Source organism: Streptosporangium sp. NPDC050855 (genome assembly GCF_044456585.1).
Lineage (GTDB): Bacteria > Actinomycetota > Actinomycetes > Streptosporangiales > Streptosporangiaceae > Streptosporangium > Streptosporangium longisporum.
Genome location: NZ_JBITFY010000007.1, coordinates 242,241 through 261,868, shown reverse-complemented (window position 1 = coordinate 261,868; position 19,628 = coordinate 242,241). Strand labels below are relative to the sequence as shown.

Sequence of the window (19,628 nt, the reverse complement as noted above, 5' to 3'; positions counted from 1 at the left end):
CGGGGGACTCAACCATGACCGAGCTCGTTCACGCGGACCCGTCACCATCGGGCACCGGCACCGCCACCCGGTGGTGGCGCGACGCGGTGATCTACCAGGTCTACGTACGCAGCTTCGCCGACGGCAACGGCGACGGCGTGGGGGACCTGCTCGGCGCGCGCGGCAGGCTGCCGTACCTGGCCGACCTGGGGGTCGACGCGGTCTGGCTCACCCCGTTCTTCACCTCGCCGATGGCCGACTTCGGCTACGACGTGGCCGACTACCGGGACGTGGACCCGATCTTCGGGTCGCTGGCCGACGCGCGGGCCCTGATCGACGACGCGCACCGCCACGGCCTGCGCGTGATCGTGGACGTGGTGCCCAACCACACCTCCGACCGGCACGCCTGGTTCCTGGAGGCCCTGGCGGCACGCCCCGGCGAGGCGGCGCGGGAGCGCTACATCTTCCGCCCGGGCCGGGGCGCGGCCGGTGAGCTGCCGCCCAACGACTGGGAGTCGATCTTCGGCGGCCCGGCGTGGACCCGGCTGCCGGACGGCGAGTGGTACCTGCACCTGTTCGCCCCCCAGCAGCCCGACCTGAACTGGGAGAACCCCGAGGTCCACGCGGAGTTCGAGTCGATCCTGCGCTTCTGGCTCGACCTGGGCGTGGACGGCTTCCGCATCGACGTCGCCCACGGCATGGTCAAGGCCGAGGGCCTGCCCGACGTCGGCCACCCCGACCAGGTGAAGATGATCGGCGCCGACGTGGTGCCGTTCTTCGACCAGGACGGCGTGCACGACATCCACCGCGCCTGGCGCAGGCTGCTCGACTCCTACCCGGGCGAGCGGATCGGCGTCGCCGAGGCGTGGGCGCCGTCCCCGCAGCGGCTGGCCAACTACGTCCGCCCCGACGAGATGCACCAGGCGTTCAACTTCCACTTCCTCAAGACCCCCTGGGACGCCGACGCGTTCCGAGCGGTCGTCCAGGAGTCGCTGGCCACCGCCGACCTGGTCGGCGCGCCCAGCACCTGGGTGCTGTCCAACCACGACGTCAAGCGTCACCCGACCCGCTACGGCGGCGGCGAGCTCGGCCTGCGCCGTTCCCGGGCGGCCGCCCTGCTGACGCTCTCCCTGCCCGGCTCGGCCTACGTCTACCAGGGCGAGGAGCTCGGCCTTCCCGAGGTGCTCGACCTGCCCGAGGAGTTCCTGCACGACCCGCAGCGCCACCGCAACCCCGAGGACGGCCGCGACGGCTGCCGGGTGCCGCTCCCGTGGGCCGACGGCGAGCCGCACTTCGGCTTCAGCCTGCTGCCGGGCACCGGCGCCCCCTGGCTGCCCATCCCGGACGCCTGGGGACCCCTCAGCGTCGAGTCCCAGCTGCGGGACCCGCTCTCCACGCTGAACCTCTACCGCGAGGCGCTGAGGATCAGGCGCGAGCGCCGCAGCTTCGACGACACCCCGCTGACCTGGCTCGACTCCCCGGAGGGAACGCTGGCCTTCCGCCGGGGCGACGGGTTCGCCTGCACGGTCAACCTCACCGGCGAGCCGGTCACGCTGCCCGCCCCCGGGCGGATCCTGCTGGCCAGCGCCGGGACGACGGTCGAGGACGGCCTGGCACGGCTCGCCCCCGACTCCGCCGTCTGGTGGGGAACCGATGGCGTATAGCGCGGGCCCGCTCGGCAGCGGCACCGGCGGCACCGGCGGCACCGGCGGCGTCAACGGCACCGCCCGGCTGACCGACATCGCCGCCCAGGCCGGGGTGAGCGAGGCCACGGTCAGCCGGGTGCTCAACGGCAAACCGGGCGTCTCCGCCCTCACCCGGCGCTCGGTGCTGGCGGCCCTGGACGTCATGGGGTACGAGCGCCCGCAGCGGCTGCGCCAGCGCAGCAACGGGCTGATCGGCCTGGTCACCCCGGAGCTGGACAACCCCATCTTCCCGGCGTTCGCCCAGGCCTTCGAGAAGACCCTGACCCAGCACGGCTACACCCCGGTGCTGTGCACCCAGCTCCCCGGCGGCGCGGTCGAGGACGAGTTCACCGAGCTGCTGGTGGAGCGGGGGGTCAGCGGCATCATCTTCGTCTCCGGCCTGCACGCGGACGTCACCGCGCGCGCGGACCGCTACACCCAGCTCATCGGGCAGGGCGTGCCCATCGTCCTGCTCAACGGCCACGCGGCCGACGTCCCGGCCCCGTTCATCTCGCCGGACGACCGGGCCGCGGCCCGGCTGTCCGTGCAGCACCTGGTCGACCTCGGCCACGAGCGGATCGGCCTGGCCGTCGGTCCCGGCCGGTTCGTCCCGGTGATCAGGAAGATCGAGGGCTACCGGCGGGCGATGTCCCGGCTGCTCGGGGTGACCGAGGTGGACGGGCTGATCTCGCACTCGCTGTTCTCGGTGGAGGGCGGCCAGGCCGCGGCCGGCCAGCTGCTGGAGCGCGGCTGCACCGGCATCGTGTGCGCGTCCGACCTGATGGCGCTGGGCGCGATCCGTGCCTGCCGGGACCGGGGCCTGACGGTGCCGGGTGACGTCTCGGTGGTGGGGTTCGACGACTCGCCGCTGATCGCGTTCACCGACCCGCCCCTGACCACCGTGCGCCAGCCCGTGCAGTCGATGGTGACCGCGGCCGTGCACACCCTGCTGGAGGCCGTCACCGGCACCCCCGGGCAGCAGCACTCCGAGCTCATCTTCCAGCCCGAACTCATCGTGCGCGGCTCCACGGGCTCCGGCCCCAAGATCCTGCGCTGACCTCCCGCCCGCCGGCCTCCCGGCGGGCCCCGCCCTCCTCCCTCTCACGTTTCACGCACCCGTCACGCCACGGAGACCGGCACCCGCCGCCTCTCCTGTTCGGCACGCGCGTCCCCGGGCCGTCACCGATCCGGGCCCGCCCCCCTCGCTCGATCCGCCTACCTCGCGTGCCCGCCCAGGAGGCCCGCATGAGTGTGCACGATCCCGCCCCGCCCACCGTCTCGCCCACCGTTCCCCTGCTGCTCGCCGCGCGGGCGCGGACCGACCCCGACCGGCCCGCCCTCGCCGGTGCCGACCCTCTCGGATCGGAGGACCTGACCTTCGGCCGCTGGGAACGGTGGTCCAACGCCGCGGCCCGCGGCCTGATCGCGCGGGGACTGCGGCCCCGCGACCGCGTCGGCCTGCTGTTCGGCGGGCGGGACTGGGCCGCGTTCGCCGTCGCCTTCTGCGCGGTGCTCAAGGCGGGCGCCGTGGCGGTGCCGCTCTCGGCCCGGCTCAGCGACCGCGAGATCCTCGACACCCTGGACCACTGCGGCGCCACGGGCGTGCTCCACGGCCCGTCCGAGTCCCCACGCGAGTCCCCACGCGAGTCCCCACGCGAGTCCCCACGCGAGCCGGGCACCGGGCGCTGGTGGTCGACGGTGCCCGACACCGGCGACGGTTCGCCGGTCGACGTCCCGGCCGGCCCGGGAGACCTCGCCCAGATCGTCTACACCTCCGGCACCACCGGAACCCCCAAGGGCGTCGGCGCCACCCACGCCAACCTGACCCACGGCCGCCCGCTCCGCCCGCGGCGCCGGGCCTACACCCACTCCGAGCGCTTCCTGCACGCCTTCCCCATCGGGACGAACGCCGCGCAGATGATGCTGATGGACGCCCTGACCGCGCACCCGGCGGCGCTCACCCTCGACGTGTTCGAGCCCGAGGAGTTCTGCAGGCTCATCGAGGCGCACCGGGTGGGCACGGTCTTCCTGGTGCCGTCCATGGCGATCGAGCTGCTCGGCTCCGGCGCGCACCGCAGGCACGACCTGTCCAGCGTGCTGCTGCTGGGCTCCTCGGCCGCGGCGCTGCCCCCGGCCGTCGCCCAGGACCTGGCCGCGGCGTTTCCCGGTGCGACGCTGGTCAACCACTACACCTCCACCGAGGCGGTGCCCGCGCAGACGACCATGATCGTCGATCCGGCCAGGCCCACCTCGCTCGGCCGTCCCACCGACCCCGGTGACCTGCGGATCCTCGGCGAGGACGGGCGGATCCTGCCGCCGGGGGAGACCGGCGAGGTCTGGCTCCGCTCCCCGGCCCCGGCGCGCACCTACGTGGGCGACCCCGAGGGCAGCGCGCTGGTCTTCCGCGACGGCTGGGTCCGGATGGGCGACGTCGGCCACCTCGACGACGACGGCTACCTGCACCTGTCCGACCGGGAGAGCGACGTCATCAAGTCCGGCGCCCTGAAGGTGTCCACCGTCCAGATCGAGGCCGCCCTGCACGAGCACCCCGCCGTGGCCGAGGCCGCGGTCGTCGGGGTGCCCCACCCGGTGATGGGCTCGATGCCCGCCGCCGCGGTGCGCCCGGCGTACCCCGTGGCCGTGGACGAGCTGCGCGACTTCCTGTCCGGACGGCTGGCCCGGCACGAGCTGCCCACCCGGATCCTGCTGGTGGACTCCTTCCCGCGCAACGACATCGGCAAGATCGTCAAGTCCGGGGTGCGCGCCCTCTTCGCCGCCCGGGGCCGCGCCGTCCCCCTGACCCCCGAGCAGGAGCGGTGCCTGTCCGGACCGCTCGCCTCGGGCGAGACGGTCCGGGTGGCCGTACGGGTGAGCGAGGAGGTGGACCCGGGCGTGCTCAGACGGGCCCTGCGGGAGGTCGCCGCCGCCCACGACGCGCTGCGGCTGGCGTTCCCCTGCCACGACGGGGTCCGTACCGCCGAGGTCGTCCCCGGCGCCGACCCCGAGCTGGTCGTGTTCCCCGCCGCGGACGCGGTCCGCGGCGACGACGTCCCGGAGCGGGTGGAGGAGGAGTCGGCCAGGCCCTTCGACGTGGAGCGCGGGCCGCTCTGGCGGACGATCCTCACCGGCCCGTCCCCGGACGGCCGCCTGCTGGTGCTCTGCGCCTCGGAGCTGGTCTGCGACGCCTGGTCACTGGAGACCGTCCTGTACGAGCTCGGGACCGCCTATGCCGCCGCGCTCTCCGGCGGGCCGCCCGCTGCGCCCTCCGACGGCTCCCGCGCTCCCCGTGCCTCCTACGCCGACTGGGCGGCCGGACGCCGCTCGCGATCCATCGGCCGGGACGGCCCGTCCGGCCCGTTCGATCCGGCAGCGCCGGCCGGGCCTGGCCGTCCAGAGGGTGCAGGTGAGGTGCACGCCTTCCGGCTGGAACCGGAGACGGCCGGCAGGATGCGGCAGGCGGCGCGCGCCGGGCGGACCACGGCCGACACGACGGCGCTCGCCCGCTGGGCGGCCGCGGTGTCCCGGGTGCGGAAAGTGCCCGATCCCGTGGTGCTCGTCCGCGAACCCGGGCGGGACGACCCCGCCCACGCCCTCCTCGTCGGGCCGCTCGCGCTGGACGTCCCGATCCGCTCATCCGATACGTCCGGTACGCGCGAGACCGGTGGACCCCCTGACCCGCCCCGGTCGTACGACGCCCGTTTCCTCTTCGAGGGGCTCGCGCCGGGACCGTACCTGCCGGGCCTGAGGTCCGAGCCGTGGGCGCTTCCCGCCGTGCCGCCCGCCGACGGCGGTCCGTCCCTCACCCTCACCGAGCAGCAGGACGGGTCCGTGTCCGGCGTCTGCTCGGGCCCGGACGCCGAGCGCCTCGCCCGGGAGTTCCGGCGCCTGTGCGACCCGTCCGTCTCCTGAGCACCTTCTCCCGGGCCCCCTCCCCGATGTGCGACCCGTCCGTCTCAGCACCACCCGGCCTCTCCCTCCCGGATCCCGTCTCCGATCGGAAGTGATCATGACGTCCGAGACCGATTCCCTGATCGGCTCCGTCCCCGTCCCCGCCTCACTCGCCCAGCAGGGCATCTGGTTCAACGAACGGCTGGGCGGCACCGAGACCGTCTACACGATGCCGTTCTCCGTCACCTTCGACGGCCCCCTCGACGTCACGGCGCTGGCCGCGGCCTGGCGGGCGCTCGTCGCGCGGCACCCGTCGCTGACCCGCGTGGTCTCCGAACGCCAGGGCGTGCCGTACCTGACGCCCGCAGCGGAACCGCCCGGGCTGCGCGTCGTCGAGACCGGCGCCGACCGGCTCGGCGGACCGGTCACCGAGGAGATCCTGCGCCCCTTCGACCTGACGCGCGGGCCGTTGCTGCGCGGCACCCTGTACGTGGAGGGCCCGCGCAGGGCGACGCTGCTGGTCGTGGTCCACCACCTCGTCTTCGACGGCGAGTCGACGTCGGTGTTCCTGCGGGACCTGGCCGCGCTCTACCGGGCCGAGGTCACCGGCGCCCCAGCCGGCCTGCCGGAACCCTACGGTGACGATCCCCGCGAGCTCGCCGCCCGCGCCGAGGCCAGGGTCGCGGCGAGCCTGTCCTTCGCCCGCGAGTTCTGGGGACCGCGCCGGCGGGAGGCGGCCGAGGTCGTCCTGCCCGGCCTGACCGGGGAGGTGCCCGCGGTGGACCGGGGGGCGGCGGTGCGGTTCGACCTGCCCGCTCCGGCACGCGAGGCACTGGCCCGGCTGTCGGAGGAGATCGGGGCGAGCAGGTTCGAGATCGTCCTCGCCTCGCTGCACGCCCTCCTGTACCGGTACGGCAACGCCGAGCCGACGGTCGCCGTCGACCTGGGCACCCGCTCGCCGGAGACCCGCGACCAGATCGGCGCCTTCGTCAACGAGCTGCCCGTCACCGCCCGGCTCCGGCCGGAGTGGGGCTTCCGGCGCTTCGTGGGCGACCAGCGTTTCGCCTACGGCCTCCGCTCCGACCTGCGCGGCCTCTTCCGGGTCCGGGAGGTGCCGCTGTCGCGCGCCGTCAGCGGCGTACGGCCCGGCGTCTCGCTCGCGCCGATCTCCCTCGGCTACCGCAGGCGTGAGGCCGCGCCCGGGTTCCACGGCGTCGGCGCCCACGTGGAATGGGTGCTGTTCAACCACACCGTCCGCGGCGCCATGCGCGCGCACATCGTGGACGGGCCCGACCGGTTCGGCGTCGTCCTGCAGTACAACCTGCGCCTGATGAAGGGCGACGACGCCGAGCGCGTTGCGGAGCACTGGCGCACCCTGCTCGCCGCGGTGGCCGCCGACCCGGACCTGCCGATCGCCGAGCTGCCGCTGCTCGGCGAGGAGGAGACCCGGCGCCTGCTGTCGGAGTGGAACGACACCGCCGTCGCCTACCCGTCCGCGACCCTGCCCGAGCTCATCGCCGGGCAGGCCGCCCGTACCCCCGAGGCGGTCGCGGCGGTCTGCGGCGCGCGGACGATGAGTTACGCCGAGCTGGCCGGGGCCGTGGACGGGCTCGCGTCGCGGCTGCGGGCGCTGGGGGTGCGGCGGGGCACGCTCGTCGCGGTCTGCGCGGGACGCTCCCTGCCCACCCTGGTGACCCTGCTCGCCGTCTCCCGGGCCGGGGGCGCCTACCTGCCCCTCGACCCGGACCACCCGATCGAGCGCCTGCGCCTGATCCTGGAGGACTCCGGCGCCGGGCTGCTCCTGACCGGCCCGGAACGCCGGGACGACCTCGCCGGGGCCGGCGTCCGCACCCTCGACCTGACCGACCTGACCGATTCCGCGGACCCGGCCGATTCCGCGGACCCGGCCGATTCCACGGACCCGGCCGATTCCACCGGGCCGGGTTCCCGGCCCGCCGGGGCGACCGCGGATCCCGTCCCCGTCCCCGTCCCCGCCCCCGCCGCGGCCGGGGCTCCGCCGCCGTGGCCCGAGCCGGGTGACCCGGCGTACGTGCTGCACACCTCGGGCTCCACCGGACGGCCCAAGGGGGTGCGGATCCCGCACCGGGCACTGACCAACCTGCTGCTGGCCATGCGCGACCTGCTCGGCTCGGCCCCCGGCGACCGCTGGCTCGCGCTCACCTCGCTCTCGTTCGACATCTCGGCACTGGAGCTCTACCTGCCGCTGGTCACCGGGGGGCGGGTCGTGCTCGCCCCCGACGGGGCGCTCGCCGACGGGCGCGAGCTCGTACGGCTGGCCGCGGGAAGCGGGGTCACCCACGTGCAGGCGACCCCGTCGGGCTGGCGGATGCTACTGGACGCCGGGCTCGACCTGCCCGGCGCGACCGCCCTGGCCGGAGGCGAGACCCTGCCCGCCCCGCTGGCCCGGGAGATCCTCGGCGCGACCGGCAGGCTGTTCAACGTCTACGGGCCCACCGAGACGACGATCTGGTCCACCGGCGCCTTCGTCACCGAGCCCGTCACCACCGTGCCCATCGGCGCGCCGCTGGCCAACACCCGGGTCCACGTGCTGGACGAGCGGCTGCGGCTGCTCCCGGAGGGCGTGCCCGGAGAGCTCTGCATCGCCGGTGACGGCGTCGCCGACGGCTACCTCGGCCTGCCCGAGCTGACCGGGGACCGCTTCCCGGCCGACCCGTTCGGGCCCGGCCGCCTCTACCGGACGGGCGACCGCGTCCGCAGGCGTTCCGACGGGCTCATCGAGTTCATCGGCCGCCTGGACGACCAGATCAAGCTCCGCGGCCACCGCATCGAACCCGGGGAGATCGAGTCCCGGCTGCTGGAGCACCCCGCCGTGGCCCGTGCCGCCGTGGTGGCCAGGGAGGACGACAAGGGGGAGCGGCGCCTGGTCGCCTACCTGGAGTGCGCGACGGTACCCGCAGACCTGCGCGAGCACTGCGCCACCACCCTGCCCCCGTACATGATCCCCGCCGACGTCGTCGCGTTGCCCGCGCTGCCGATGACCGCCAACGGCAAGCTCGACCGGGCCGCCCTGCCCGCGCCCGGGGCCCGCGCCACCGCGCCCGGCACGACCGTGCCCGCCGTCCTGACCGGGGTGGCCGCGGAGCTGCACGACATCTGGCGGGAGGTGCTCGGCGTCGAGGCCGTCGGTCTCGACGAGGACCTGTTCGAACTGGGCGGCCACTCCCTGACGATCACCCAGATCGCCTCCAGGGTCCGGCTGCGCCTGGGCGCCGACCTGCCGCTGCACGTCTACTACGACGAGCCCACGATCGCCGCGATCGCCTCCGCCGTCGAACGTCTCACCGGGGAGCGCTGACCCGTGACCCTCCCATCACCCCCACCGCCCCCGGCCGTGCCCGGGCTGCACGTCAACTGGACCGGCCCCTACCGGGCGGGCCTGCGCCGCCACCGTGACCGGGCCCTGGAGAACGGCCCGTACACGATGCCGATCGAGGAGATCCTCACCTGCGTGCACAGCGCGTACGCCTGGCGGGCCTTCCACGGCGGTGTCGCGCTGGTGACCGACGAGCTGGGCGCCTCCTACACCGCGGCGCAGGGCCTGGACGTGCTCTACGACCGCGTCGACACCCGCCTCGACGACCTGGACGCCCTGGACGTGGACCCGCTGCTGTACTTCGCGGCGGGCAAGATCTACACGGCCCTCCTGTACGCCGCCCCGTTCGCCGTCGTCGACACCGACCTCTACCTGCGCGCCCCCGTCGGCCACCTGGGACGGGGCGGGTTCGTGTTCGCGCACTGGGAGTCGGTGGACAACGCCGTCTACCCGCCGCCCGAGGAGGTCCCCCGGCCCGCCGGCCTGGAGCTGTCACGCTGGCTCTTCGACACCCCCGCGGCCAACATGGCCCTGTCCGTCTTCCTCGACGACCGGCACCGCGCCGAGTACGCGGAGGCGGCCATGGCCTTCATGACGGGGAACGCCGGGCCGTCGGCCACCGAGCCGATCGTCCGCCAGACCTTCGCCGAGCAGCGCCTGGCCCCCGCGGTCGCCCGCTCTCTCGGCGTGGACCTGCGCCCGCTCACCGACCGCTTCTGGGTCGTGGAGACCGAGGAGTGGGACGGGCCCTCCCACGCCGGGCGCTTCCACCACACCTGGAACCAGAAGCGCCTGCTGCGCCAGTTCCCCGAGCTGCGCCCGGCCTACTGGCGTTACCTGCTGGAGGACCTGCTCTGGAACCATCCCGGCGCCGCCGACCTGCTGCCGTCGGTGCCCGCCCTCGCCGGGTGCGCCGACCTCGTCCACGCCGTACGCCGCGACCTCGCCGCGCACGGCCCCAGCGTCCTGGATTGGAAGACCGCGTGACCGCGCAGAGCACCGAGACGGAGCTGGGCGCCCTGTGGCGCCAGGTGCTCCGCGTCCCCGAGGTCGCTCCCGGCGACAACTTCTTCGAACTGGGCGGGGACTCCTTCAGAGCGGCCCAGCTCGCCACCCTGATCGGTGAACGGCTGGGCGTGCCCGCCACCCCGGCGCTGGCCTTCGACCGGCCCGAGCTGGCGGGCCAGGCCCGGTGGATCGACGGCGCCCGCCGCCCGGCCGCCCCGCCGCCCGCCGCCGCGGCGGGCGGGGAGGAGGGCGGGGGAGCGGCGCTCAGCACGCAGCAGGAGGAGTTCCTGGAGTGGATGTTCTCCGGCGACCCCGTCCGCGACATCGGCTCCTGCGCCACCGCCGTCCGCATCCGGGACGCCCTCGACGTCCCCCTCCTGACCCGGGCGCTGGAGACGGTGATCGCCCGGCACGACCCGCTGCGCACCGTCGTCACCGCCTCCGGGCAGGTCCTGATCGCGGACGAGCTGCCCCCCGAGGTCGACGAGGCCGAGGCCCGTGGCGACACGCCCGAGGAACGCGAGCGCGACGCCGAACGCATCGTGTGGCACGAGCGGATGCGCCTCGACAGCGCGCTGCGCGGCCCGCTGGTGCGGGCCCTGGTGGTACGCCTGGACGAGGACGACCACGTGCTGGCCCTGGCCGTGCACCACTTCGCCTTCGACGGCTTCTCACTCGGCGTCCTCCTTCGCGAGCTGGGCATCGCCTACTCGGCGCTGCGCACCGGACACCCCGTCCGGCTGCGTCCGCTGCCGATGACCTACGCCGCCTACTGCGAGTTCGCCCGCGCGCGCTGGCCGGCCAACCGGCCGTACTGGGACCGGGTGCTGGACGGCGCGCCGCGCGACCTGACGCCCTTTCCCGGACGGCGGGACACCACCCTGTTCTCCCGGCGCAGGCACGCCTTCGAGATCGACGCCGACCTCGCCCGGCGGCTGCGCGAGACCGCCCAGAGCCGCGGCGCGACCACGTTCATGGCGGTGGCCGCCTGCTGGACCTGGCTGCTGCGGCAGTGGACCGGGCTGACGGACCTGGTGGTGATGTCCCCCGTGCCCGGCCGTACCGCCCCCGAGCACGAGGCGCTGATCGGCTGCCTGGTGCAGTCGCTCGTCCTGCGCCTCGACGCCTCGGGCGAGCCCGCCTACACCGAGCTGGTCGAGCGGGTCAGGGAGGTCTCGGTCGGGGCGGTCGCGCACCAGTTCCACTCCTACCTGGAGACCCGGATGCGGGTGCCGTTCCCCTCGCGGATCCACTACGAGAGCTTCGGCGCCCCGCACTTCCCCGGCCTGCTGTCGGAGGCGTTCCCCTTCCCGCGCGAGCAGGAAAGGCTCGAATGGGCCGCGAACCCGGGCGAGCTCGACCTCAGTGCCCCCGAGCTGATCGTCGAGGAGCAGCGGGACGGCTCCATGCTCGCGGCCGTGGTCTACAACCACTACGGCTACGACCCCGCCACGGCCGCCGAGCTCGCCGAGGCTTTCCAGCGCTACGCCCGCCTCGCGGTCGAGGACCCGGACGAGCCGCTGCCGGGGCTGGACACGTCACCGCGTTCCGGCACGGCCGAGAGCCCTGGCATGGTGGAGCGTTCCGCCGAGGCCGAGGACTCCGGCACGGCACCGGGGGAGGAGACCTCATGACGGCCGGACGGGCCGCGATCGTCGGGGCGGGACCCGCGGGGTCGCTGCTCGCCATCCTCCTCGCCCGCCGCGGCCACCGGGTCGACGTCTACGACCTGCGCCCCGACCCGCGTGACGGCAAGGGCGACGGCGAGGGGCGCTCGATCAACCTGGGCCTGTCGGCCCGCGGCATCCGCGCCCTGCGGCACGTCGGCCTGTGGGAGACGCTGCGCGACCGGCTGGTCCCGATGCGGGGGCGCGTCGTCCACCGCCCGGACGGGCAGGCCGTCTTCCAGGCGTACGGCACCGACCCGGCGCAGATCCTCTACTCGGTCGACCGGGACGAGCTGACCACCCTCCTGGTCGAGCGTGCCGCGGCGCACGAGGGCGTCAGGCACGTCTTCGGCGTCCGCTGCGCCGGGGTCGACCGCGAGAACGCGGGCCTGACGCTGACCGACGCGGTCACCGGGGAGGCGCGCGGTGCCCGCGCCGACTTCGTGGTGGGCGCGGACGGCGCGTTCTCCGCGGTACGCGCCGCCATGCAGCGGGGGCTCCCCACCGGCTACCGCCAGGACTTCCTGGAATGGGGGTACAAGGAGCTGACGATCCCCGCCGCCCCCGGTGGCGGCCCCCGCGTCCCGCTGGAGGCGCTGCACGTCTGGCCGGGGGACGGCGCCCTGATCGTCGCCCACCCCAACGTGGACGCCTCGCTCACCGCCACGCTCTTCCTGCCGCACACCGGCGTCCCCGGCGCGCCGGGCTTCGACGGCCTCACCGGCGAACGCGACGCCGTCCGCTTCCTCGGCCGGGTCTTCCCCGGATTCGCGGACCTCGTGCCCGACCTGGCGGCCCAGTACGCCGCCGCCCCGGTCGGCAACCTGGTCACCATCCGCACCTCCCGCTGGCGGCACGCCGGCCGGGTGGTCCTGGTGGGCGACGCCGCCCACGCGGTCTACCCCTTCTACGGCCAGGGCATGAACTCGGCGCTGGAGGACTGCCTGGTGCTCGACGACTGCCTGGCCCGCCACCCCGGCGACCGGGCGGCGGCGTTCGGCGCGTACCAGCGGCTGCGCAGGCCGCACACCGACATCCTGGCCGACCTGTCCGAACGCAACTTCGCCGACCTGCGCGACGGCACCCGCTCCCCGCTGCGGCTGGCCCGCAGACAGGCCGACCTGGCCCTGAACCGCATCTTCCCCACCCTGTGGCGGCCGCTCTACACGATGGTCTCGCACACCGACATGCCGTACGGCGAGGCGCTGCGCCGGGCCCGCCACCAGGACCGCGTACTGCGCTGGTCGGGTGCCGCCCTGGCGACCGGCGCCGCCCTCGCGGCCGTGAAGCTCACCTCTGCTCGGAGGACCTCCCCGTGATCGTGCACCCCGACGACCCCTCGCTCCATCTGATCGAGGTCGCCGACCTCGACCTCCCGTACCCGCCGCCCGAGGCGCACGCGCACCGGGACGCGCTGCGGGCCGTGATCGGCTGGGCCGAGACCTACCTGTGCCGCCCGCACCCCGACCTGGGCCGCAACGGCCCGGTCTGCCCCTACGCCCAGGGCTCGCTGAGCAGGGGCAGGTTCTACCTCGCGGTGCCCGGGACGGCCCCCCGCACCGTGGAGGACGTCGTCGCCCTGGTGGAGCCGTACCGGGCCTGGTTCACCGGGCTCGCCCCGCGGGGCGAGCCCGACGCCGTGTTCACCACGATCCTGATCCTGCTGCCCGGCCTCGCCGGCCGGGTGGCGCTCGTCGACGCCGCGCAGGAGGCGCTGAAGGACCGCTTCGTCGAGGAGGGGCTGATGGTCGGGGAGTTCCACGACGGCCCGCCCGACAAGCCCGGCCTGTGGAACCCGCTGCTGCGCCCGCTGTCCGGGCCCGTGCCGCTGCTCGCGATCCGCCACATGGTCGCCACGGACCTGCCGTTCCTGCACCTGGACCCGGCCCACCGCGACGCCTACCTGGCCCGCTTCGGCGGCCGGGTCCCCGCCCACCTGCGGGAGACGGTCACCGAGGCCGGAAGCGTGGAGGCCACCGTGACCGACGCGGTGACGGGCGCCGTGGCCGGGGCCGTGACCGCCACCGTGACCGGCGCCGTCCGCGACGCCGCGACCGACACCGCACTGGAGACCGTCCTGGAAGGAGCGGAATGACGCCCATCGCGCGCCGCGACCCCTCGGCGCCCGTCCCGCTCACCCCGGCCCAGGCCCGCCTGTGGTTCCTCGACCGGGCCGGACAGGGCGCCGGGACGTCCTACGTGTGCTGGACCTCCCAGCGCGTCACCGGACCGCTCGACGTGAACGCGCTGCGGGCGGCGTTCACCGCCGTGGTACGCCGCCACGAGGCGCTGCGCCTGGCCGTCGTCGAGGGACCCGCCCAGGTGGTGCGCGAGGACGGGCCCGAGCTGAACGTGGTGATCCTCCCCGGCGAGCCGGAGGCACGCGCCCTGGCGGACGGCCTGCTCGCGCGGGGGTTCGCGTTCGACGGCGGCCCGCTGCACCGGGCCGTGCTCATCGGGATCGCCCCCGGGGAGCACGTCCTGGTGTGGTGCCTGCACCACATAGTGTGCGACGGGCCCTCCATCGGCATCCTGGAGGACGACCTGTGGGCCTGCTACCGGGCCCTCACCGAGGGGGCGGAGCCCCCGCCGGGCGTCTTCGCCCAGTTCCCCGACTACGCCGCCTGGCTCGCCGGGCAGGACCGGGACGCCCGCGAGGCCGGTCGCGCCCACTGGCGTGAGCACCTGTCCGGCGCCCCGGCCCTCAGCACCCTGCCGCAGGACCGGCCCCGGCCGCGCGAGCCCGTACGCGACGGGGCCCGGCGCTCCCTGAGCCTGCCCGAGGCCCTGGTGCCCGAGCTGTACGCCCTCGCCAGGGCCAGGCGCACCACCCTGTTCGTCCTGGCGATGGCCGCGATGACCGCGGCCGTCGCCAGGTACTCCGACGAGGAGGACGTGGTCGTCGGGACCGCCCTGGTCGACAGGTACTCCGAGGGCCTGCCCGACCTGGAGGACTCGGTCGGCTTCTACGTCAACCTCGTCCCGGTCCGGACGGACCTGCGGGCCGACCCCACCCTGGACGAGCTGCTGCGCGCCGTGCGCGGCTCGGTCATCCGGGGGCTCGGCCACCAGGCGATCCCGTTCGAGGAGATCGTCGAACTGGCCGGGGTGCCCCGCGACCTGAGCAGGAACCCGGTGTTCCAGACGCTGCTGGTGATGGAGTCCGCGGGCCGGTCCGGGCGGAGGGCGGAGGGCCTGGCGGTCGAGCCGTGGCCGCTGCGCACCTCGTCCCCGGGCGCCCGCTTCGACGTGACCCTCGTGGTGACCGTGGGGGAGGGCCGGATCGACCTGCACGCCGACCACTCCGCCGACCTGTACGACGCGGACACGATCGACCGGTTCCTGCGTCACGTCACCGCCTTCCTGACGGCCTTCACCACCACGCCGGACCTGCGGGTCTGGCAGGTCCCGCTGCACGACGAGGGTGACCTCGGCGCGGGCCCCGGAGGTGGCCCGCCGTCCGGGGGCTTCACCGCGGTTCACGAGCTCTTCGCCCGGCGGGCGGCCGAGACCCCGGACGCCCCGGCGCTGGTGTCGGAGGCCGGGACGGTCGGCTACGGCGAACTGGAGCGCCGCTCCGCGTGGCTGGCCGGACGGCTGCGCGCGGCCGGGGCGCGGCGGGACTCGGTCGTGGCCGTCGTCCTGCCCGGCGGGCCGGACGCCGTCGTCGCCCTGCTCGCCGCCCTGCGCGCGGGCGCCGCCTACCTGCCGCTCAACCCGGCCGACCCGCCGGACCGGCTCGCCGGGATCCTCCGGGAGGCCGGGGCGGTCGTCGCCGTCACCTCCGCCCGGTACGCGGACGCGCTGGCCGGTCACCCCGGCACCCTCCTGAACCTCGACGCCCCCGGCGCCGACGCCCCCGGCGCCCCCGGCGCCACCCCCGACCCCGGCGACGCCCTTCGCGCCCCCGACCCCGACGCCGACTCCGACTCCGACGCCGACGTCCAGGCCGTCCGGGCCGCCGGGGAGGACGGCGCGGCCACCGGGGACGCCGTCCCTCCCGTGGAACCGGAGGACCTCGCGTACGTGATCTACACGTCGGGTTCCACCGGGCTCCCCAAGGGGGTGATGGTGACGCACGGGACCCTCGCCCGGCTGACCGGGTCGTTCAGTGCCGTGCACGGGTTCGGGCCCGGAGGCCGGGTGCTGATGCTGCCGCCGCTGACCTTCGACGCCTCGGTGGGAGACCTCTTCCCCGCCCTGTGCTCCGGGGCCGCCCTGGTGCTGCACCCCGACCCGGCCCTGCTCGACGGCCCGGAGCTGGTGCGCTTCTGCGCGCGGCACGAGGTCACCGCGGTCGACACCGCGGCCTCGCTCTGGCGCCGCTGGACCACCGAACTGACCCCCGGCTCGGTGCCGGACGACTGGCCGGTCACCACGATGATGGTCGGCGGGGAGCGGGTGCCGCTCTGGGCGGTCCGCGCCTGGGCCGCGGCCACCGGCGGGCGGGTCGAGCTGTTCAACCACTACGGCCCGACCGAGGCGACCGTGTGCGCCACCGTGCACCGCACCCGCGACGGCGCCGAGGCGGCCGGGCGGGAACACCTGCCCATCGGACGGCCGCTGCCGCACGTGCGCGCGTACGTCGTCGACCGCCGGGGCGGCCTGGCGCCGACCGGCACGCCCGGCGAGCTGCACCTGGGCGGGGACTGCCTGGCCCGGGGCTACGTCGCCCGGCCCGGGGAGACCGCGGCCCGTTTCCTCCCCGACCCCCACGCCCCGGGCGCGCGGGCCCGCGTGTACCGGACCGGTGACCTGGCCAGGCGCCTGCCCGGCGGGACGCTGGAATTCCTCGGGCGGGCCGACCGGCAGCTGAAGGTCAACGGCCACCGGATCGAACCGGCCGAGATCGAGTCCGCGGTCGTGGCGCACCCGGCGGTGCGCGACGCCGCCGTGACGGCGGCCCCGGAGGGGGACCGGCTCGTCGGCTACGTGGCGCCGGGCACCGTCGACCCGGAGGAGCTGCGGGACTTCCTGCGCGAGCGGCTGCCCCGGCACCTGGTGCCCGCGCTGCTCGTCCCGCTCGACGCGATCCCGCGCACGCCGCACGGGAAGGTGGACACCGCGAGGCTCCCGGACGTCTCCCGGCGCGTGTCCGGTCACGTCCCGCCGCGCGGCCCGCTGGAGACGGCGATCGCCGCCGTGTGGGCGCGGACGCTCGGCGTTCCCCGGGTGGGACGCCACGACGGCTTCTTCGCCCTCGGCGGTTCCTCGATGTCGGCCGCCCGGGTGCTCGGGGAGATCCGCCGCGAGACCGGTACCGAGCCGTCCCTCGCCGATCTCTTCGAGGCGGCCGACCTGGCCGGGTTCGCCGCCCGCGTGACCGTCCCGGAACCCGCCCCGGGCGACGACGACCTGAGGGCACGGGCGGTGTTCCCCGCCGACGTGCTCGGCCTCCTCGGCGCGGTGCGCGACGCGTCCGGTCTCCCGCAACCGGGCCGGCCGCACTCCGGCGCGGCCCCGGGAGAGGCCACGCTCCCGGTCACCGGCTCCGCGTCCGGCGGGGCGCGGAGACCGGAACGGGTGCTGCTGACCGGGGCGACCGGCCTGCTCGGGGCGAACCTGCTCGCCGCGCTGCTCGACCGCGGTGTCGCCCGGGTGACATGCCTGGTCAGGGCGGGCGGCGAGGACGAGGCCGTTCGCCGGGTCCACGACGTCCTGGCCGGGCACGGTCTCTGGCGGCCCGCCTACCGGGACAGGATCACCGGCCTGCCGGGAGACCTGGCGGCCTCCCGGCTGGGACTGACCCCGGAGGTCCACGACTCCGTGGCCGTCGGGAACGACCTGATCTGCCACGCCGCGCGGGTCGTCAACCTCGTCCTGCCGTACCGGACGCTCGCCCCGGTGAACGTCGGAGGGACGATCGAGGTCGTCCGGCTGGCCGCGCACCGGCGGCCGACCCCGCTGCACGTCGTCTCCACCCTCGGCGTGTACCTGGGCTGGACGGGACGGGAGCGTCCCGTCACCGAGGACGAGGCCCCCGACGACCCGGCGGGTCTGGACTCGCCGTACTACCGGACCAGGTGGGTCGCGGACGCGCTGGTGCGGCGGGCCCGCGAGCACGGCCTGCCCGTGACGATCCACCGCCCCGCGAGGGTCGGCGGCCACGGCCGTACCGGTCGCGGCGACCCGGGGGACTACCTCAACCGGCTGCTCGCCACCTTCGTCAGGCTCCGCATGGTGCCGGACGTCCCGGTGGCCGAGGACGTCGTCCCGGTCGACCACCTCGCCGCCGCGATCGCGGAGAGGCTGCTGGACCCCGGTACGGCCGGGCGCGACTTCCACTACGCCGACGCCGCGGGGATCACCTACCGGCGGATGGCGGACGCCCTGGCCGAGCACGGGTACGACGTGGAGACGGTCCCCTGGGAGCGCTGGCGCGCGGAGGTCCAGCGCCGCTCGGCCGCGGGCGAGCCGGTCGAGACGGGGCCGTTCCTCACCGATCCTGGCTCGGAACCGCCCGGCCCGCGCCGCCTGCGGTTCGACTGCTCGTTCGCGTGCCCGCCGCCCGGCCCGGCCCTCATCGGCCGCTACCTCGCGTTCCTCGCCGAGTCCGGGACGATCCCCCCACCGGAGGGCGCCCAGGCGTCCTCGGGGCCCGCGGAGGCGACGCCCCCGCCCGTTCCCGCCCCGGGCCCCGCCGGGACGTCCGTACCGGGAGGGATCCGATGAGGGCCGACGCGCTCAGGTTCGCCGGTATCTGGTCCGCCGAACTGGTGTCGGTGATCGGCTCCAGCCTCACCGGCTTCGTGCTCAGCGTCTGGGTCTACCAGGAGTCGGGCTCGGAGACGCAGTTCGCGCTCACCATGCTCTGCGCCACCCTCCCGGGCCTTCTCATCACGCCCTTCTCGGGGGTGATCGTCGACCGCTTCGACAGGAAGCGGGTGCTCGTGCTCAGCGACTGCGGGGCGGCGCTGTCGACGGCCGCGCTGCTGCTCGTCGTACAGACGCAGGGCCTGGCCGTGTGGCACGTCTACCTCGCCACCGCGGTCGGCGCGGTCTGCGGGACCTTCCACCTCACCGTCTACCAGGCCATGACGCCGCTGCTGGTGCCCGAGCGCCACCTGGGACGGGCCAACGGGCTCATGCAGGCCACCTGGGGGCTGCAGATCGCGGCGCCGGTGGCCGCCGGAACCCTGCTGGAGGTGGTGGGGGTACGCGGAGTGCTCCTGCTGGACCTGCTGTCGTTCGCGGTCGCGACGGCCGTGGTGCTGGCGACCCGGCTGCCCCGCGCGGTCACCCGCCCCGGCGGGACGGCCGTCGCTCCGTCGCTCGGCGCCGACCTGCTCTTCGGCCTGCGTCACCTGCGCCGGGGCGGGCTGCTCCCGCTGGTGGTGGTCTCGGCCGCGTTCAACCTCGCGTTCGCCGTGGCGGGGGTGCTGGTCCGCCCCCTCATCCTGTCGTTCGCCGGGCCCGCCACGCTCGGCGTGCTCGTCTTCGCCGGGGGGGCGGGGCTGTTCGCCGGGAGCCTGTTCATGGGCGCCTGGGGAGGGCCGCGCCACAGGATCGCGGGGATGAGCCTGTTCATGGGGATCGGGGGGATCGCGCTGGCCGCGCACGGCCTGTCCCCCTCGGTGGCGCTCATCGCGGTGGCCGCCCCGGCGTTCCTGTTCGTCCTGCCGGTGGTCAACGGGTGCGTGACGACCGTCCTGCAGACCAGGACGGAGAGCGAGGCGCTGGGCCGGGTGCTGGCCACCGCCCGCACCCTGGGGCAGTGCGCGATGCCCGTCGCCTACCTCAGTGCCGCACCCGCGGCCGAACACCTCACCGGCCCGTGGCTCATGCCGGGAGGCGCGCTGGCCGGAAGCGCCGGGGAGCTGATCGGCACCGGTCCCGGAAGGGGCACCGCCCTGATCTTCCTGATCGACGGCCTGCTCCTGGTCGTCCTGGCGATCACCACCTACGCCCGCCCCCGGCTCCGCCGCCTGGACCCCGAGGTCCCCGAGGTCCCCGAGGTCCCCGAGGTCCCCGAGGCGTCCGAGGCGTCCGAGGCGTCCGGGGCGGTCCGAGCGCGGACCGCTCCCGACCCTGCCTCCTGACCCCGCG

General features: G+C 75.4%; 10 protein-coding genes. All 10 read left to right on the top strand.

Going from position 1 to position 19,628, the window contains the following annotated elements; translation table 11 throughout:
- Positions 1-14: 14 nt before the first annotated feature.
- Positions 15-1,643: a glycoside hydrolase family 13 protein gene (locus tag ACIBCT_RS16835; protein WP_399189326.1), complete on the top strand. Its 1,629-nt coding sequence runs from the start codon at positions 15-17 to the stop codon at positions 1,641-1,643.
- On the top strand, positions 1,633-2,721 hold the full coding sequence (locus ACIBCT_RS16830) for a LacI family DNA-binding transcriptional regulator (protein WP_399189324.1): 1,089 nt from the start codon (positions 1,633-1,635) through the stop codon (positions 2,719-2,721). Before ACIBCT_RS16835 ends, ACIBCT_RS16830 begins: the two co-directional genes overlap by 11 nt.
- Positions 2,722-2,909: 188 nt before the next feature.
- Entirely contained in the window at positions 2,910-5,573 is a 2,664-nt protein-coding gene (locus ACIBCT_RS16825; RefSeq protein WP_399189322.1) for an AMP-binding protein, read from the top strand.
- Between the two features lie 97 nt (positions 5,574-5,670).
- Positions 5,671-8,889 (top strand): amino acid adenylation domain-containing protein, encoded by a 3,219-nt coding sequence (locus ACIBCT_RS16820; RefSeq protein ID WP_399189320.1) that lies wholly within the window; start codon positions 5,671-5,673, stop codon positions 8,887-8,889.
- Positions 8,890-8,892: 3 nt separating this feature from the next.
- Positions 8,893-9,894, top strand: coding sequence for a DUF6734 family protein (locus tag ACIBCT_RS16815; protein WP_399189317.1), 1,002 nt, complete (start codon positions 8,893-8,895; stop codon positions 9,892-9,894).
- Positions 9,879-11,549, top strand: a complete 1,671-nt coding sequence (locus tag ACIBCT_RS16810) for a condensation domain-containing protein (protein ID WP_399189315.1) — start codon at positions 9,879-9,881, stop codon at positions 11,547-11,549. The genes ACIBCT_RS16815 and ACIBCT_RS16810 overlap by 16 nt, the downstream gene beginning before the upstream one ends.
- Positions 11,546-12,901: an FAD-dependent oxidoreductase gene (locus ACIBCT_RS16805; RefSeq protein ID WP_399189313.1), complete on the top strand. Its 1,356-nt coding sequence runs from the start codon at positions 11,546-11,548 to the stop codon at positions 12,899-12,901. The genes ACIBCT_RS16810 and ACIBCT_RS16805 overlap by 4 nt, the downstream gene beginning before the upstream one ends.
- Entirely contained in the window at positions 12,898-13,677 is a 780-nt protein-coding gene (locus ACIBCT_RS16800; protein ID WP_399189311.1) for a DUF6875 domain-containing protein, read from the top strand. The genes ACIBCT_RS16805 and ACIBCT_RS16800 overlap by 4 nt, the downstream gene beginning before the upstream one ends.
- Entirely contained in the window at positions 13,674-18,254 is a 4,581-nt protein-coding gene (locus tag ACIBCT_RS16795; RefSeq protein WP_399189309.1) for an amino acid adenylation domain-containing protein, read from the top strand. The genes ACIBCT_RS16800 and ACIBCT_RS16795 overlap by 4 nt, the downstream gene beginning before the upstream one ends.
- Positions 18,251-19,621: an MFS transporter gene (locus ACIBCT_RS16790; protein WP_399189307.1), complete on the top strand. Its 1,371-nt coding sequence runs from the start codon at positions 18,251-18,253 to the stop codon at positions 19,619-19,621. Before ACIBCT_RS16795 ends, ACIBCT_RS16790 begins: the two co-directional genes overlap by 4 nt.
- The last annotated feature ends 7 nt before the right edge of the window (positions 19,622-19,628 follow it).

What these genes read in the sequence shown, in the direction of transcription:
- ACIBCT_RS16830 (WP_399189324.1), top strand. Translation starts at nt 1,633, where the DNA reads ATGGCGTATAGCGCGGGCCCGCTCGGCAGCGGCACCGGCGGCACCGGC.
- ACIBCT_RS16805 (WP_399189313.1), top strand. Translation starts at nt 11,546, where the DNA reads ATGACGGCCGGACGGGCCGCGATCGTCGGGGCGGGACCCGCGGGGTCG.
- ACIBCT_RS16825 (WP_399189322.1), top strand. Translation starts at nt 2,910, where the DNA reads ATGAGTGTGCACGATCCCGCCCCGCCCACCGTCTCGCCCACCGTTCCC.
- ACIBCT_RS16790 (WP_399189307.1), top strand. Translation starts at nt 18,251, where the DNA reads ATGAGGGCCGACGCGCTCAGGTTCGCCGGTATCTGGTCCGCCGAACTG.
- ACIBCT_RS16820 (WP_399189320.1), top strand. Translation starts at nt 5,671, where the DNA reads ATGACGTCCGAGACCGATTCCCTGATCGGCTCCGTCCCCGTCCCCGCC.
- ACIBCT_RS16835 (WP_399189326.1), top strand. Translation starts at nt 15, where the DNA reads ATGACCGAGCTCGTTCACGCGGACCCGTCACCATCGGGCACCGGCACC.
- ACIBCT_RS16795 (WP_399189309.1), top strand. Translation starts at nt 13,674, where the DNA reads ATGACGCCCATCGCGCGCCGCGACCCCTCGGCGCCCGTCCCGCTCACC.